The organism is Microbacterium sp. USHLN186 (genome assembly GCF_037145155.1).
Classification (GTDB): domain Bacteria; phylum Actinomycetota; class Actinomycetes; order Actinomycetales; family Microbacteriaceae; genus Microbacterium.
Map to the genome: position 1 here is coordinate 335,994 of NZ_JBBCYA010000002.1, position 15,440 is coordinate 351,433.

The following is a 15,440-nucleotide window of genomic DNA, read 5'->3' on the forward strand; positions in this document are numbered from 1 at the left end:
AGGGGATATGGCTACCGTGCATCCCCTCACCACCACCGCGACCGGATCCGATGTCCGCGTGCGCTTCTGCCCCTCGCCGACCGGCCTGCCGCACGTCGGCATGGTGCGCACGGCCCTGTACAACTGGGCGTACGCCCGGCACAACGGCGGGAAGCTGATCTTCCGCATCGAAGACACCGATGCCGCGCGTGACAGTGAGGAGAGCTTCCGCCAGCTCGTCGACGCGCTCACCTGGATGAAGATCGACTGGGACGAGGGCGTCGAGGTCGGCGGTCCGCACGCGCCGTACCGGCAGTCGGAGCGCCATGACATCTACCGCGGCGTGATCGAGAAGCTTCTCGCGACGGGCGCGCTGTACGAGAGCTACTCCACGGCAGAGGAGATCGACGCCCGCAACGAGGCCAACGGCCGGGCGAAGCAGCTCGGCTACGACAACTTCGACCGCGACCTCACCGACGACCAGAAGGCCGCGTTCCGCGCCGAAAGTCGTCAGCCGGCGCTGCGCCTGCGCGTGCCCGACGAAGACCTCACCTACGTCGACCTCATCCGCGGCGAGGTGACCTTCCCGGCCGGCTCGTTCCCCGACTTCGTGGTCGTGCGCCCCAACGGCGTGCCGCTGTACACCTTCGTGAACCCCGTCGACGATGCGCTGATGGGCATCACGCACGTGCTGCGCGGCGAGGACCTCATGCCGTCGACGGCGCGCCAGCTCGCGCTGTACGACGCGTTGATCCAGGCCGGCGTCACCACCTTCGTGCCGCGCTTCGCGCACATGCCGCTCGTGCTCGGCGAGACCGGCAACAAGAAGCTGTCCAAGCGCGACCCGCAGGCGGACCTGTTCCTGCACCGCGATCGCGGCTTCATCCACGAGGGCCTGCTGAACTATCTGGCGCTGCTGGGCTGGTCGATCGCAGCGGACCGCGACGTCTTCTCGCTCGATGAGTTCATCGCCGCGTTCGACATCGCCGACGTGAACCCGAACCCGGCGCGCTTCGACCAGAAGAAGGCCGAGTCGATCAACGGCGACCACATCCGCATGCTGGATGCGAAGGACTTCGCCGAGCGGATGCTGCCGTATCTCGCGGCTGCCGACGTGTTCGGCGGCGAGCCGACGCACGAGCAGATCGTGCTCGCGTTCCGCGCGGCGCCGCTCGTGCAGGAGCGGATGCAGCTGCTCGGCGAGTCGGCCGGAATGCTCGGCTTCCTGTTCACCGACAACGTCTCGTACGAGGCCGACGCGCTCAAGGGGCTGCCGGCGAACGCCGCCGAGGTGCTCGAGGCGTGCGCGGCGGCTCTTGAGCCGGTGGAGGAGTTCACTCCGGATGCCATTCAGGCCGCGCTCTCCGCGAAGCTCGTCGACGAGCTCGGGCTCAAGCCCCGTGTCGCGTACGGTCCGCCACGTGTCGCCCTGACCGGGCGCCGGGTCTCGCCGCCGCTGTTCGAGTCGATGGAGCTGCTGGGTAAGGACGAGTCGCTGCGGCGACTGCGCGGGCTCGCTGACTTCCTGGCGTGAGCCGGCCGGCACCGCCGGATGCCGGGGCACCGGTTGCCGCGACACTGGATGCCGGGATGCCGGCGGCCGAGACCGATGTCATCCTCGGCGATCTGGGCGTCCTGCTGCTCGAGTGCGGCACGTCCGTCACAGACGTGCGCGGGTCGCTCGAGCAGGTGAGCCGACGTGCCGCGCCGGAGACGACGCTCGAGTTCGCGATTCTGCCGGAGATGGTGATGGTCAGTCGCCCCGGAGCGGCATCTGCCACGACGACTGTGATCGGCAAGGGCGAGGCGCTGACGTTCCGGCAGTCGGCTCGAGCCAGTCGCCTCGTGCGCGACCTGGAGATGGGCACCGTTCCGCTTGAGGCGGCCCCCGCACGTATGGCGGCCATCCGTGCGACTCCGCGTCGGATGCCCGGGGCGCAGAGTGTGATCGGCTGCGGCCTGCTCTCGGCGTCGCTGGCCGTGCTGTTCCGCTGCCCATGGTGGGCGGCGCTGCTCGCGCTCGTCGTCGGCCTGCTGGTCGGCGGCCTGACGATCCTGATGATGCGTGTGCGCGCGGCCGCCGCCGTGGCGCCCTTCGTGTCCGCGTTCGTGTCGACGATCCTCGTCGGCGTCACCGCGAACGCTCTCGATCTGGGCCCGGTGCCGCTGTTCGCGGTATGCGCGCCCGTGGCGATCCTCGTTCCCGGGGCGCTCATCACGAACGCTCTGCTCGAGCTCACCTCCACCGACATCGTCACGGGCGCGTCCCGGCTGATGTACGGCCTCATCATGCTGGCGTTCATGGCCGCCGGGCTCTATGCCGGCGCATACCTCACCGGCCTGCGCATCGACTCGGCGTCGGCCGCGCTCGTCGGTGAGGCGGTGCATCTGACGAGCCCCGGTACCGGCTGGGCCGCGCTGCCGCCGCTGTGGACGGCGTGGTTGGCGGTGCTCGTGCTCGCCGTCGGCATCGGCCTGGCATTCGGATCCGGCCTGCGCCTGACCCTCGTGTGCGTGGTCGTGATGGTCGGCACGTACGCGGTGCTCGCCTCGTTCAGCCCGCACGTCGGCAGCATCGTGGCGACGGGGATCGCTGCGGCGGTGCTCTTCGTCGCCGCCCGCGTGCTCGAACGGGTGATGCTCGCGGTGCCTGCCACCGTGTCGTTCCAGCCGGCCTTCCTGCTGCTCGTGCCCGGAACGATCGGACTGGTGGCCCTGGCGAGCTTCGATGCGCAGGCGCTCGCTTCGGCGCCGATGATGTTCCTCAGCCTGTGCATCGGCACGAAGGTGGGCGCGCTCGTCGCTGATCTCGCGCGCATCACCCGCTCCACGATCTTCCTGCGGTGGGCGCGTCCCGCGCGCATGGGGGAGCTGTGACGCCACGCCCGGGCGCCCCGCGTCGATTCGCCATCTGCGCACCGCTCGGGTAAGCTTGACTCTCGGTGCGAGACTCCGGTCTCGCCCTTGGGGTATGGTGTAATTGGCAACACGGCTGATTCTGGTTCAGTTGTTCTTGGTTCGAGTCCAGGTACCCCAGCATTGAAAACCCCTGCTCAGACGGGGGTTTTTGCGTGCGCTTGCCACCGCTTCTCGCTCTTCCGGCTGGACACTTTGGAGTGCCTCGCGATCAGTCCTCCTTGACCGACCCCCAAGCGTCGGTGATCACCGCTCGCACTGTCTTGCAGCCGGGCTCGATGATGACAACGTCTACACCGCCGCTGGTCGCTTCCAGTATCAGCACCTGCAGTCTGCCGTCGACATCACATTCGGCCGCCTCTTGGAGGGCGTTCTGGCCGGTCTCATTGAGTACGAGAACGGCCGCTTTCGCGTTCTTGAGCATGCCGGGGGAGTTGGTCGAGGCCTTCGCGTCATCGGGCGGGTTGGCTGCCCACACGAACAGCACGACCCCGACGCCTGCCACGATGGCGCCGATGCAGATCGGCCACATGGCGTTGCGCCATCGGCGCGCTAGGTTCATGTGAGAACTGACCAGCACCAGCCGGGTGACGATGCCATCGATCGTCGCCGCCCTCGCATGCGCGGCTTTGCTTTCCGGAGCGAGTGCACCGTGTTGCTCGATTGCTGCTTTGCGAGCCTCCAGCGCCTGGGCATAGTCCTCGGCGAGGGCGCTGACGTCGGCGTAGCCCATCCTCAAGTACTGATCACCGAGGGCGTTCTCGGCGCCGTCGGGGATCGGCGTAGACGTGAGGCGAGTCAAGCTCATCACGGGAGTGGTGGCGACGAGCACGCTGGCGATCAGCACCGCGATCGTGCCTGCAGCCGCAACACCGCCGCCGATCATCGCGACGAAGAACCGTTGGCTTCCCACCTCGATTTCCCCGATGTTACTCAGCTGCGTGCCGGCCAGCAGGAGCGCGCCGACCGCACCAAGTGTTACGGTCAGCCACTTCGCTGTCTCGCGGATCCGGTCGGAGGCCGCCTTCAAACCATTGTCGTTGGCGGCGTCGTCAGCCATCGACGGGCCGTTCTCGGATGAGCACGACGTAGTCGCCGTCATCTTGGCCCGCGAGTGCTTCGAATGCCTCCGCCTGGGCCAGGTCGAGATCATCCGGCTTGACGTCCACCTCGACCACCCGGGCACCGGAAGACGGCTCGTCGCTCAGCCGCCGGCTGATTGCGCCGCTCTGGAAGACGATGCTCGAGCCGAAGCCGCCGCCGAGAGTGGGGAGCCCGCCAGAATCCTCGTCGTCCGCAGCACCGTTGACGACAGATTCGCGGGGGACGTTACCCGGCGGATAGGTGAAGACGAACACGCCGTCTTGACGAAAGGTGGACGAGACCAGCCCCTCACCGATCCGATGGACTTCTTTGACCACAGTGTCCTCCTGACAGTACGGCAGGTCTGCGGCGCCTGCGTGCAGAGGCCCGGCCCTCAGCCCCGATGCTAGCCACGCGCACGATCCCGCACCAGGGGTTCGATGCACCGACGATCGAGTGGATGCGCGCGCTTCTCAAGACCGGTGTGCGCTGGGTGACGGCCGTGAACAGCCGGGCATCAACAGCATCATCGAGTCCCCGGACGGTGCGATCGCGGCAGCGAATGTGATCTACTTCCGGAACTGCGTCGTGAAGCAGTGACGGAGAGGAGATCCGCATGAGCACCCGTCTGAACAAGAAGGCACTCGAGCACGCGCAAGCTCTGCTGCGCAAGGGCGACGTCGTCCGCGACGAACGCGACGACTGGAGCGAGCACGCGCCAAGCACCGCCGACGAGAACAAGTTCATCGACAAGCACGGCATGGACGAGTTCGCGCTGTGGCATCTGGGCGAGGACACCAGCGCGACCGAGGGCACGAAGGGTCGGTACAGCTTTCCCTACGGCGACTTCCGCCGGCTGCACCGGTGCGCAGTGATCTCGGCCGAGAGCAGAGCGGGTCAGTACGACCACACGTCGATCGAGAACGCGCTGAAGCAACTCCTCGAGGACATCGACGACTGAGCCCTTTCTCCGCCACTCGCACCCTCCGGGTAGTGGCTCTCGTCGCGCGCCGCGAGGGGCTTGCATCGTCGAGCGCCTCATGGTCGTCTGGACGACCGCGGCCGGTTCGGCCGGCACCGAGAAACGGGACAGGGGAGAGGCACATGGGCTCCGCATCACAGACGCCATCACAGCTTCCATCGCAGACGTCGTCGCCGGCATCCGAGCACGGCGACCCGCTGCTGACCGCCGACGCGTATCTGCTCGACGTCGACGGCACGCTCGTCGACTCGAACTATCTGCACGTTCTCGCCTGGCAGCGCGCGCTGCGCGATGTGGGCACTGACGCTCCGGCGGCATCCATCCACGCCGCGATCGGTCTCGACTCCGACAAGCTGCTCGATCGCATCGTCCCCGACGCCGACGACGACCTGCGTGAGCGCATCCTCTCCGGTCATTCCGCGCACTACGGCGACCTTTCCGATGAGCTGCGCCTGCTGCCCGGGGCTCGCGACCTGCTGCGCGTCCTGCATGAGCGCGGCGTGCGCGTGGTGCTCGCGACCTCCGCGCCGCAGGAGGAGGTCGACCGCCAGCTGGCCGTGCTCGACGCCGAGCAGTGGATCGACGCGGTCACCACGGCGGAGGATGTGCAGACCGCCAAACCCGAACCGGATGTCTTCGACGTGGCGATCGAACGCGCCGGCGTGCCGGCTGCGCGCTGCGTGGCCATCGGCGACGCCAGGTGGGACGTCATCGCCGCGGCGAAGGCGGGGGTCGCCGCCGTCGCCGTCGAGACCGGCGGCACCGACCGGCTGGTGCTGACCGAGGCCGGAGCAGTGTCGGTGTATCCCGGTGTGCAGGAGATCGTCGACGCGCTGCAGAGCTCGCCCTGATGTCGCACGCGCAGTGACCGCACCGAAGAACAGCAGCAGACGACAGGAGAACCGCATGTCCCGCACCACCCTGCACCTCAGCACCCGTTCGGCCCTCATCCGCACCGGCATCGGCGCGGGCGCCATCGCCCTCGCGCTCGGGCTCGCGGGGTGCGCACCGGAGAGCAGCACGCCGTCGCCGACTGCCTCCGCCGCCGACACCGGCGCCCCGACGACGGGCACCGCGGAACCCTCCTCTCCCACCTCGTCGGCCACCACGGGGAACGGAGCCGAAATCGACCTTCGTGAGACGCAGCTGCCGATCAGTGCGCAGGACGCGGTGAAGACCGCGATGGATGCCGTCGGGGCGGGATTCATGCACAGCATCGAACTCGACTACGACGAGCGGGACGCGGCGTGGGAGTGGGAGGTCAAGATCCTCGACGGCAGCACCGATCACGAGATCGAGATCGACGCGAACAGCGGCGAGATCGTGTCGCAGAAGAAGGACACGACAGACGACCAGGAGCAGGAGATCAGCCTGACCTCCCCCATGAGCTACGACAAGGCGCTCGAACTGGCAACCGGGAAGGTGGACGGGCCGCTGCGGGGCTGGAAGCTCGAGTGGGACGACGGACGCCGCGAGTACCAGTTCGACCTCATGCAGGGCACGGACGAGGTCGAGGTCACGGTCGACGCCGACAGCGGTGAGGTCTTCGTCGATTGACCTAGACCGCGGGTGCGGAACCGAGGCGGTCGTGCACCAGCTCCAGGATCGGCCTCTCGCGCACGACGATCCGGATGTCACGGACCGCGGACTCGGTGCTGCGCAGGGTGTCCACCGCGACGGCGATCGCATCGACGAGCGGCCAGCTGTAGATCCCCGCGCTGATGAGCGGGAACGCCACTTGACCGGCGCCGAGGTCATCGGCGACCTGCAGAGCGCGGCGATAGCACGACACGAGAAGGGAAGGATCGCGTTCTCCCGCGGCGTAGTTCGGTCCGACGGTGTGGATCACCCACTGGGCCGGCAGGTCTCCGCCGGTCGTCCACCCCGCATCTCCGGTGTCGAGCCCGCGTGGGAAGCGGGCGATGCAGTCCGCGAGCACGTCCGGACCACCGGCACGGTGAATCGCCCCGTCGACACCGCCACCGCCACGCATTCGGCGATTGGCGGCGTTCACCACCGCGTCGACCTGCTGAGTGGTGATGTCGCCGAGAACCGCGCTGACCGTGTTCATGCCACCAGTCTCTCGCGACTGAGCCCCAGGGGCGCCGCGTCGGCGTTAGCCTGAGCATCAGCGAAGCGCAGCGAGGAGACCGCCTTGACCAATCTCGAGAAGGATCCGCCGCTGAACGTGCTGCAGTCGGGTGACAGGTGCGCTGAGGTCGAGGTGCTCGCTCCGCGCGAGGTGCCCCTGGGTGGCATCCGTGCGATGACGGTGTACCGCACGCTGCCGCAGCGCCGGCGTTCTCTCGTCGGAGCCTGGTGCTTCCTCGACCACTACGGTCCCGATCGGGTCGCGCAGACGGGCGGCATGCGGGTGCCGCGGCATCCGCACACCGGCCTGGCCACAGTCTCGTGGCTGTTCACCGGCCGCATCGACCACCTCGATTCGAGCGGCGTCGCCGCCGCCGTGCTGCCCGGCGAGCTGAACCTCATGATCGCCGGCCGGGGCATCACCCATCAGGAGCTCAGCACGCCCGACACCCGCGTGCTGCACGGTGTGCAGCTCTGGTATGCGCTGCCCGACGCCACGCGCTTCTCCGAGCATGCGTTCGCGCACCACGTGCCCGAGACGCTAGGTCTGCCCGGTGCGCAGCTGCGCGTCTTCATCGGCTCGCTGCTCGGCTCGACCTCCCCGGTCGATACGCGCACCCCCGACCTCCTCGGCGCGGAGGTCGTTCTCGAGCCGGATGCCGAGGTGCGCCTTCCGGTGCGCGCCGATTTCGAGCACGCTGCGCTCGCGGAGACCGGGACGTTCATGCTCGACGGTGCACCCGTGCAGCACCGTGAACTCGGCTACCGCCCGGTCGGCTCGGACAGCATGGTGCTGAGGGCCGGAGCGGCGGGAGCGCGAGTGATCCTGTTGGGCGGTGTGCCGCTGGGGGAGCAGATCGTCATGTGGTGGAACTTCGTCGGCCGCAGCCACGACGAGATCGAGCGGTTCCGTCAGCGCTATCAGGAGGAGCTCGGCTTCGAGCAGCCCGCCGGGTCCGGTGAGGCGATGCAGGATCGCCACGAGCAGCCGCTGTTCGGCCCGTATCCGGAGGGTCAGCCCGCGCCGCTGCCGGCGCCGCCGCTGCCCAGCACGCGGCTGCGCCCCCGCGGCTGAGCGGAGGCGCAGCCGGTGCTCATTCCGCGTGCCGCCGGGGCCGATCCCGGCCATCGAGAGACTCGTCCGCACCGCGTGCAGGCGCTTCGTCGAACCGGTCGACGCGGGCTTCCTCCACCGTCTCGTACTGGGTCTCATCGACCGGACGTCCACGATTCAGCGACGCGTCGTCATCCGTGAGCGCAGTGGTGCCAGCCCGCTCATCCGTGACGACGTATCTGTGCACGCGGATCCGCTTGCGCGGAGGGCGCTGCTCGTCCACGACGACGGACTCGGCCTTCACAGCGCCGTCGTCGTCGCGTGCGTCGTCGTCGTCGTGTAGGTCGTAATCGTGTGCGTCGTCGTCGGTGCTCCCGCCGTCGTAGTAGTCCTGGATGCGGTCGATGTCGTCATCGGTCAGAGTGCCGTCAGCATCGATGCGAGGTGCGTGCTTGACCGTGTCCTTGTCGTACTCGACATGGAGGACCTCGCCGTCGAAGTCGGCGTCGTCCAGCGGCACGAACGACTCCGCCCGGCCGAACCAGCCGGTTGTGACGCCAGCGAACAGCGGTCGGCCGCCGTCCGGGTCGACGTACACGTGCTTCACCGTGCCGATCTTCGACCCGTCGGAGTCGACGACGTCCGCGTCGAACAGGCTGTTGATCTTGTACGAATCGATCATGGGTTGCCTTCCTGTCAGGCGGCGGGCAGAGGCTGCTGCCTCTGCCCGCCGACAGTTCATCGTCCGAGCCCTGCCCGGTCCACGCGGCGGTGGTAGCGCATGCCGCCGATGCCACCGAGAATCGCGCCACCCAGACTGACGAGCGCCACGACGATCGCGGTGATGATCCCGGTGACCGTCAGAGTTCCCTCGTCAACCGGAATCCGCGGGAAGCTGTTCAGCTGACCGAGGACGTTGAACTGCGAACCGGCCACTGCAGCGATGACAGCCACGACGATCGCGATGACGATCGCCCAGATCCACACCGCCAGACCCTGCTTGACCCCCGAGAACCGCGCCATCCGCCCCGCGACGTAGCCGCCGCAGTAGTAGGCGACGAACAGCACGACGGCCAGAGCGATCGCGCCGACGATCGTGACAGTCTGGGCATTCGCCCCGACCTTCTCCGCGGCGCTCTCGACATCGCCCTCCGCGACGCCCAGGCCGAGACCGGCCCCGATCGCGCTCAGAAGCGCCGTCAGCAGAACCGCCGTCCCGGTCGCGGTGAGCCAGCCGAAGAAGGCGGAGCCCCATTTGAATCCGCCGAATCGCTCCTGCTCGCGTCCCAGCACCTCTTCGCGCTGAGTGGGGCCGCGCTCGGCGGATACGGCTGCCGGCTCCTGGCCACGACGATCTGAATTGGAAGTGCTCATGTGGACTCCTGACGTCGGGTGGGCGGAACGGACCTCTCCCACGTGATCTATCTCAGAGTCCGCCCTGCCGCGGCGGACGAGGAGGGGGTTGACCTCACCGCGTCCGGGGTGCCACCCGCGCGATCAGCCCTGCTGCGCCTTGATGGCGGCGATGTGCTCGCTGCGGCGCTCCACCGCGTGCTGCTGATACTCCGGATGCTTGCCCAGCCACCCGACGACGTAGGGGCAGACGGCGACGATGCTCCGGCCCGACGCGACTGCGTCGTCCACGACGGCACGCACGAGCGTCGACGCGAGCCCCTGTCCGCCGTACTCCTCGGACACCTCGGTGTGGTGCAGCACCCGATCATCGCCCACGTCGACGTACGACTCCTCGCCGATCTCGGCCGATTGGCGGCCGTCCTCGCCGCGATCGAGCAGCACGTAGCGGGACTCCTCGGGCACATCGCGCACCACGAACCGCTCTGCGCTCATGACAGTGCCCTCCGGTCGTCGCCGCGCGGTCGCACGGGGTGCTCGCTGAGGATGGAGATGCGGTTGAACGCGTTGATCGTCAGTGCCACCCATTCCGCCGCGGCGAACGCCTCGTCGCCGAGCACAGAGCGCGTACCAGCGAGATCGGCCTTGGCTTCCTCGGTCAGTGGCATCCTGGTCACCGCCTCGGCGATGGCGAGCATCGCCGTCTCACGCTCGGTGAACAGCGTCGTCTCACGCCACGCGGGGATGAGATCGAGCTTCTGCTGCGTGATCCCCGAGCGCCGCGCCTCACGGGCGTGCAGGTCGAGGCAGAACGCGCAGGCGTTGAGCTGCGACGCGCGCACCTTGATGAACTCGGTCTCCTGCAGCGTCAGGCCGCTGCGCTCGGCTGCGGCAGCCACCGCAGCGGAGTACTCCCCGATCGCCTTCCACGCATCGGGGGCGGACTTGTCGAGATACGGACGCATGACTCTCCTCGGATGCCGATGATGGATGCCGGCGCACAGCCACGTGCTCACCGGTCTCTCTCTGCCACCAACCTAGACGCGTCGGAGAGCATTCCGGCGTCCGGCGGGGCGGATGCCGAGGATCGGCCCTCCTGCCGCCCGAGCGCGGCAGAATGAGAGAGCACACCCGAGCAGCGACGAGGAGACCGAGCATGAGCAGCGGAAGCGACGACACCGGAACCATCACCCGCCGACCGGGCACCGAGACGGCCGTGCTCGCAGGCGGCTGCTTCTGGGGCATGGAGGACCTCATCCGCCGGCAGCCCGGTGTGCTCGCCACGCGAGTGGGGTACACCGGCGGCGAGAACGACCACGCCACCTACCGCAACCACCCCGGACACGCCGAGGCGATCGAGATCGTGTTCGATCCGCAGCAGACCGACTACCGCGACATCCTCGCCTTCTTCTTCCAGATCCACGATCCCTCCACCCTCAACCGTCAGGGCAACGACATCGGCACCAGCTACCGGTCGGCGATCTTCCCGCTCGATGCCGAGCAGGAGCGCGTCGCACGCGAGACCATCGCCGACGTCGACGCGTCGGGCCTGTGGCCCGCTCCGGCAGTGACCACGATCGAACCGGCCGGTGCGTTCTGGGAGGCGGAGCCCGAGCATCAGGACTATCTGGTGCGCTACCCGAACGGATACACCTGCCATTTCCCGCGCGCGGGCTGGGTGCTGCCGCGGCGCGACGCGGAGGCCACCGCCTGACTCGCACTGTCCGCGCGGATTCGTCGCGGCCTACCCGCCGCTGCGCGGCGCTGTCAAGGCTCGTGCGGCTCAGCGGCGCGGACCGTAGCGTCCAGAGCATGGACATCGCTGAGACGACCCCACGCCTGCGCAGAGCGATCAGCGGGCCCCTGCTGTACGCCTTCATCCTCGGCGATGTGCTCGGCGCCGGCATCTACGCTCTGATGGGCGTGCTCTCCGAGGACGCCGGTGGGATGCTGTGGGCGCCGTTGATCGTCGCTCTGTTGCTGGCGCTGCTGACGGCCGGCTCCTACGCCGAGCTGGTGACGAAGTACCCGCGCGCCGGCGGCGCTGCGGTGTTCGCGGAACGCGCCTTCAAGAGCCCGCTGCTGTCGTTCCTGGTGGGCTTCAGCATGCTGGCCGCCGGAGTGGTCAGCGCCGCCGGTCTCGCGATCGCGTTCTCGGGCGCCTACCTCGCCACCTTCATCGACGTGCCGGTGGTGCCGGCCGCGATGGTCTTCCTCGTGCTGGTGGCACTGCTGAACCTGCGCGGCATCCGCGAGTCGATGGGCACGAATCTCGTCATGACGGTGATCGAGCTGAGTGGTCTGGTGATCGTCATCGTCGTCGTGGGCATCTTCGTGGCCGGCGGCGGGGGAGACCTCAGCCGCACCACCCAGCTGCCCGAAGGCGTCGGCATCGCGGGCGCCGTGCTCGGGGGAGCCATCGTCGCGTACTACTCCTTCGTCGGCTTCGAGACCTCGGCGAACGTCATCGAGGAGGTCAAGCAGCCCAGCCGCGTGTATCCGCGTGCGCTCTTCGGCGCCCTGCTGACGGCGGGCGTGGTGTACGTCCTGGTCGGCGTCGCGAGCGCCGCCGCTCTGCCCACCGCAGAGCTGCAGGATTCGACCGGACCCCTGCTGGCGGTCGTCGAGGCCACCGGGTTGAGCGTGCCGTCGTGGCTGTTCAGCCTGATCGCGCTGATCGCCGTGGCGAACGGCGCACTGCTGACCATGATCATGGCCAGCAGGCTCGCCTACGGCATGGCCGAGCAGGGGCTGCTGCCCGCGCCGCTCGCCCGCGTGCTGCCGAACCGGCGCACGCCGTGGGTGGCGATCGCCGCGACGACGGTGGTGGCGATGCTGCTGACGCTGGTCGGCGACCTGGCGACGCTCGCCGAGACGGTGGTGCTGCTGCTGCTGCTCGTGTTCATCAGCGCGAACGTCTCGGTGCTCGTGCTGCGTCGTGACCGCGTGGAGCACGATCACTTCCGGGTGTGGACTTTCGTGCCCGTGCTGGGGGTCATCTCGTGCCTGGTGCTGCTCAGCCAGCAGCGCCCGATCGTGTGGCTGTTCGCCGCGGTGCTGCTCGCCGTCGGAGTGGTGCTGTGGCTGGTGAGCCGCCGATTCTCGGCCCCGGCCGTGACCCCGGCCGCGGAGGACTGAGCCGCCCGCCGCGCCCCCACGGTCGCGGCAGCACTCCGGCGCCCTCGCGCAGCTCGAACACGAGCTGGGTCTCGGTGGCGCGCACGATCTCGTGCACGGTGATGCGCTCCAGCACGATGTCGCGCAGCGCTGCGGCATCCGCCACCGCCACGTGCACGAGGAAGTCGTCGGCTCCGGCGATGTGGAACACCTGCAGCACGCCGCGGGTCGCCGCCAGCGCGTCGAACAGCGCCTCAACGCCGTCCTTGCTGTGGTTGCCGAGCCGCACGCGGATCATCGCCTGCACCGGAGCGCCGAGAGCGCCCGGATCGATCTCGAGACGCGGTCCGGACACGACGCCGCGGGAGCGCAGGGTACGCAGCCGGAAGGCGCAGGTGGATGCCGGTATCCCGACGCTCTCGGCGACCTCCTTGATCGGCGCCTGTGGCGCATCGATCAGCGCGGCGAGGATCCGCAGATCGAGCTCATCGACAACTCCCTGCTGTGCTGACGGCAATTTCCGCTCCCGATATCGCCTTCGAATTGTTCTGAGAACAACCTAAACCGGGACGGTGACGCGGCGCGACAACTCGGCTGGACTGCGCCCGGTGCAAGGAGCAGGATCGCTTCATGCCCGATATGCCGCTGCACCCTGACACCGTCGCCGTCCACGCCGGCCGCGCCGACTTCGGCGCGCTGGGCGTGCATGCCGCTCCGATCGACCTCTCCTCGACCAATCCGCTGCCCGACATCCTGCACGGCGGCGACTCCTACGAGTCGATGGCCACCGGCGGCCACCCGCTGCCGGACGGCGGCAATGTCTACGCCAGGCTCTGGAACCCGACGGTCGCGCGGTTCGAGGAGGCCCTGTCCGAACTCGAGCACGCCGAGGCCTCGGTCGCCTTCGGCTCGGGCATGGCGGCCATGACGGCCGCGATCCTCGCGCACACCACGGCGATCGGCAAGCGCCACGTCGTCGCCGTACGCCCGCTGTACGGCGGCACCGACCATCTGCTCGACTCCGGCCTGCTCGGCGCAGAGGTCAGCTTCTGCCACGAGCACGAGGTCGCCGACAGCATCCGGCCCGACACCGGACTGATCGTGCTCGAGACGCCGGCCAACCCCACGCTCGATCTCGTCGACATCGCCGCGGTCGTCGCGGACTCCCGCGGCATCCCCGTGCTGGTCGACAACACCTTCGCGACCCCGTTGCTGCAGAACCCGCTCGATCTCGGTGCGGCCATGTCGATGCACAGCGCCACCAAGTACATCGGCGGCCACGGTGACGTGATCGCCGGAGTGATCTCCTGCAGTGAGCAGACCGCGCAGGCGCTGCGCCGGGTGCGCGCGATCACGGGGGCGCTGCTGCATCCGCTCGGCGCCTACCTGCTGCACCGAGGACTCGCGACGCTGCCCATGCGCATCCACGCCCAGCAGGCATCGGCACGGGCCCTGGTCGATGTCCTCCAGCAGAACCCCGCCGTGACCGAGGTGCTCTATCCGGAGCTCGGCGACGAGCGCGGGCTCATCGGGCGCCAGATGCGCGGCGGTGGGGCGATGATCTCCATCCGCCTGGCCGGCGGGTACGCGGCGGCCGAAGCGCTCACCGGCGCCGTGCGCCTGTTCACGCACGCGGTCTCCCTCGGTGGCGTCGACTCGCTGATCCAGCATCCGGCCGCGCTCACGCACCGCCCGGTCGCCCCGGAAGCGCGACCGGGCGCCGACGTCGTGCGCCTCTCGATCGGCCTCGAGAACGTCGACGACCTGCACGCCGACCTCGAGCAGGCGCTCGCGAAGGCGCCGGTGCAGGCCCCGGCGTGACCGGCGCACGACGTCTTCGCCGCGTCAGGGTGTGGGACTGCCGCCGTTCACGTTCAGCGTCTCGCCGAGGACGTAGCTGGACTCCGGCGAGGTGAGGAACACGTAGGCCGGGGCGAGCTCGGTGGGCTGACCCGCCCGGCCGAGCGGGGTGCTCTTGCCGAACTCAGGCAGCGCGTCCTTCGGCTGGCCGTCCGAGACCTGCAGCGGCGTCCAGATCGGCCCGGGCGCCACCGCGTTGACACGGATGCCCTTCGCGGCGACCTGCTGCGCCAGGCCCTTGGTGAAGTTGTTGATCGCAGCCTTCGTCGAGGCGTAGTCCAGCAGGTGCGGCGACGGCTCGTACGCCTGGATCGACGTCGTGTTGACGATCGTGGACCCCGCGGGCATGTGTGCCAGAGCCGCGCGCGAGATGCGGAACATCGCGATGATGTTCGTGGTGAACGTCTCGGTCACCTGAGCGTCATCGAGGTCGGCGATGTCCTCGACGGCGATCTGCTTGCCGGCGTTGTTCACCAACGCGTCCAGTCCGCCCAGCGCCTGCACCGCCTTGTCGACGAGCTCCTCGCAGTAACCGGGGTCGGTCAGGTCGCCGGGGAACAGGAACGCGCGGCGCCCGCACTCCTCGATCACCGACTTCACGTGCTGTGCGTCCTCCTCCTCTTGGGGCAGGTACGACAGAGCGACGTCGGCGCCTTCGCGCGCGAACGCGATCGCCACCGCGGAGCCGATTCCGGAGTCCGAGCCGGTGATGAGGGCTCGGCGTCCCTCGAGCCGCCCTGTGCCCCGGTAGGACTGCTCGCCCCTGTCGGCTTTCGGCTCCAGCTCTTCGTCCAGCCCCGGCTCGGGCTGGTGCTGCTTGGGCGGGGTGATCGCGGGGAAGCGATCCACGGGGTTCTGGAAGGTCAGCTGGTCGGTGGTGTTCTCGTCGGTCATGGCCGCTCCTTTTCACTGGACGGGTGCGCATGCCACGCTTCCGCCCGGCGCGCTGCAGCGGAAGGGGGTTGCGCGCGGCGGTGCAGCCCACTGCATGAGAGCTCGCGGCAT

The 15,440-nt window shown here is 68.9% G+C and carries 17 protein-coding genes, 1 tRNA gene and 1 pseudogene; 10 read left to right on the forward strand and 9 right to left on the reverse strand.

Features of this window, described 5'->3' with window-relative positions; translation table 11 throughout:
* The first annotated feature begins 7 nt into the window (after window positions 1-7).
* The 3 genes from gltX to WFG93_RS05630 all read left to right on the forward strand — a co-directional run bounded on the left by gltX (window position 8) and on the right by WFG93_RS05630 (window position 3,016).
* A complete protein-coding gene (gene gltX / locus WFG93_RS05620) occupies window positions 8-1,513 on the forward strand; it encodes a glutamate--tRNA ligase (RefSeq protein ID WP_336645343.1) in 1,506 nt (501 codons plus the stop codon).
* On the forward strand, window positions 1,510-2,856 hold the full coding sequence (locus WFG93_RS05625) for a threonine/serine exporter family protein (RefSeq protein ID WP_336645344.1): 1,347 nt from the start codon (window positions 1,510-1,512) through the stop codon (window positions 2,854-2,856). The genes gltX and WFG93_RS05625 overlap by 4 nt, the downstream gene beginning before the upstream one ends.
* 88 nt (window positions 2,857-2,944) lie before the next feature.
* Window positions 2,945-3,016: transfer RNA gene (locus WFG93_RS05630), tRNA-Gln, on the forward strand.
* A gap of 90 nt (window positions 3,017-3,106) precedes the next feature.
* Here WFG93_RS05630 and WFG93_RS05635 read toward each other — a convergent pair.
* Together WFG93_RS05635 and WFG93_RS05640 are read right to left on the reverse strand one after the other, a co-directional pair.
* Window positions 3,107-3,955: a hypothetical protein gene (locus WFG93_RS05635; RefSeq protein ID WP_336645345.1), complete on the reverse strand. Its 849-nt coding sequence runs from the start codon at window positions 3,953-3,955 to the stop codon at window positions 3,107-3,109.
* On the reverse strand, window positions 3,948-4,316 hold the full coding sequence (locus WFG93_RS05640) for a hypothetical protein (RefSeq protein WP_336645346.1): 369 nt from the start codon (window positions 4,314-4,316) through the stop codon (window positions 3,948-3,950). The genes WFG93_RS05635 and WFG93_RS05640 overlap by 8 nt, the downstream gene beginning before the upstream one ends.
* A 278-nt stretch (window positions 4,317-4,594) precedes the next feature.
* Between WFG93_RS05640 and WFG93_RS05645 the strand changes: the two genes are divergently transcribed.
* The 3 genes from WFG93_RS05645 to WFG93_RS05655 all read left to right on the forward strand — a co-directional run bounded on the left by WFG93_RS05645 (window position 4,595) and on the right by WFG93_RS05655 (window position 6,517).
* Window positions 4,595-4,939 (forward strand): hypothetical protein, encoded by a 345-nt coding sequence (locus tag WFG93_RS05645; RefSeq protein WP_336645347.1) that lies wholly within the window; start codon window positions 4,595-4,597, stop codon window positions 4,937-4,939.
* A 143-nt stretch (window positions 4,940-5,082) separates the two neighbouring features.
* Window positions 5,083-5,811, forward strand: coding sequence for an HAD family hydrolase (locus tag WFG93_RS05650; RefSeq protein ID WP_336645348.1), 729 nt, complete (start codon window positions 5,083-5,085; stop codon window positions 5,809-5,811).
* Window positions 5,812-5,866: 55 nt separating this feature from the next.
* Window positions 5,867-6,517 (forward strand): PepSY domain-containing protein, encoded by a 651-nt coding sequence (locus tag WFG93_RS05655; protein WP_336645349.1) that lies wholly within the window; start codon window positions 5,867-5,869, stop codon window positions 6,515-6,517.
* A 1-nt stretch (window position 6,518) separates the two neighbouring features.
* Here WFG93_RS05655 and WFG93_RS05660 read toward each other — a convergent pair whose 3' ends face one another.
* Window positions 6,519-7,031: a macro domain-containing protein gene (locus tag WFG93_RS05660; protein WP_336645350.1), complete on the reverse strand. Its 513-nt coding sequence runs from the start codon at window positions 7,029-7,031 to the stop codon at window positions 6,519-6,521.
* Between the two features lie 84 nt (window positions 7,032-7,115).
* Here WFG93_RS05660 and WFG93_RS05665 point away from each other — a divergent pair, with 84 nt between their 5' ends.
* Window positions 7,116-8,126: a pirin family protein gene (locus WFG93_RS05665; protein WP_336645351.1), complete on the forward strand. Its 1,011-nt coding sequence runs from the start codon at window positions 7,116-7,118 to the stop codon at window positions 8,124-8,126.
* A gap of 19 nt (window positions 8,127-8,145) precedes the next feature.
* Here WFG93_RS05665 and WFG93_RS05670 read toward each other — a convergent pair whose 3' ends face one another.
* The 4 genes from WFG93_RS05670 to WFG93_RS05685 form a co-directional block, all read right to left on the reverse strand.
* The gene (locus tag WFG93_RS05670) at window positions 8,146-8,787 is read right to left on the reverse strand and encodes a PRC-barrel domain-containing protein (protein ID WP_336645352.1); all 642 of its coding nucleotides are present in this window, start codon (window positions 8,785-8,787) and stop codon (window positions 8,146-8,148) included.
* Window positions 8,788-8,843: 56 nt separating this feature from the next.
* Complete coding sequence (locus WFG93_RS05675; RefSeq protein ID WP_336645353.1) at window positions 8,844-9,479, reverse strand: hypothetical protein; 636 nt, start codon at window positions 9,477-9,479, stop codon at window positions 8,844-8,846.
* Between the two features lie 123 nt (window positions 9,480-9,602).
* Complete coding sequence (locus tag WFG93_RS05680; protein ID WP_336645354.1) at window positions 9,603-9,953, reverse strand: GNAT family N-acetyltransferase; 351 nt, start codon at window positions 9,951-9,953, stop codon at window positions 9,603-9,605.
* Window positions 9,950-10,423 carry a carboxymuconolactone decarboxylase family protein gene (locus WFG93_RS05685; protein ID WP_336645355.1) on the reverse strand — a complete coding sequence of 158 codons (474 nt, stop codon included), beginning with the start codon at window positions 10,421-10,423 and terminating at the stop codon, window positions 9,950-9,952. The genes WFG93_RS05680 and WFG93_RS05685 overlap by 4 nt, the downstream gene beginning before the upstream one ends.
* 191 nt (window positions 10,424-10,614) lie before the next feature.
* On the opposite strand from WFG93_RS05685, the gene msrA reads away from it, so the two are divergent.
* Both msrA and WFG93_RS05695 read left to right on the forward strand, forming a co-directional pair.
* On the forward strand, window positions 10,615-11,172 hold the full coding sequence (gene msrA, locus WFG93_RS05690; protein ID WP_336645356.1) for a peptide-methionine (S)-S-oxide reductase MsrA: 558 nt from the start codon (window positions 10,615-10,617) through the stop codon (window positions 11,170-11,172).
* Between the two features lie 98 nt (window positions 11,173-11,270).
* Window positions 11,271-12,596, forward strand: a complete 1,326-nt coding sequence (locus WFG93_RS05695) for an APC family permease (RefSeq protein ID WP_336645357.1) — start codon at window positions 11,271-11,273, stop codon at window positions 12,594-12,596.
* 64 nt (window positions 12,597-12,660) lie between these two features.
* On the opposite strand, the pseudogene WFG93_RS05700 reads toward WFG93_RS05695, so the two are convergent.
* Window positions 12,661-13,092: pseudogene (locus tag WFG93_RS05700) on the reverse strand (Lrp/AsnC family transcriptional regulator); the annotation flags it as partial.
* A 113-nt stretch (window positions 13,093-13,205) separates the two neighbouring features.
* Between WFG93_RS05700 and WFG93_RS05705 the strand changes: the two are divergent.
* Entirely contained in the window at window positions 13,206-14,396 is a 1,191-nt protein-coding gene (locus WFG93_RS05705; RefSeq protein WP_336645358.1) for a trans-sulfuration enzyme family protein, read from the forward strand.
* 24 nt (window positions 14,397-14,420) lie between these two features.
* Here WFG93_RS05705 and WFG93_RS05710 read toward each other — a convergent pair whose 3' ends face one another.
* Window positions 14,421-15,329 carry an SDR family oxidoreductase gene (locus WFG93_RS05710; protein ID WP_336645359.1) on the reverse strand — a complete coding sequence of 303 codons (909 nt, stop codon included), beginning with the start codon at window positions 15,327-15,329 and terminating at the stop codon, window positions 14,421-14,423.
* Window positions 15,330-15,440 lie beyond the last annotated feature (111 nt).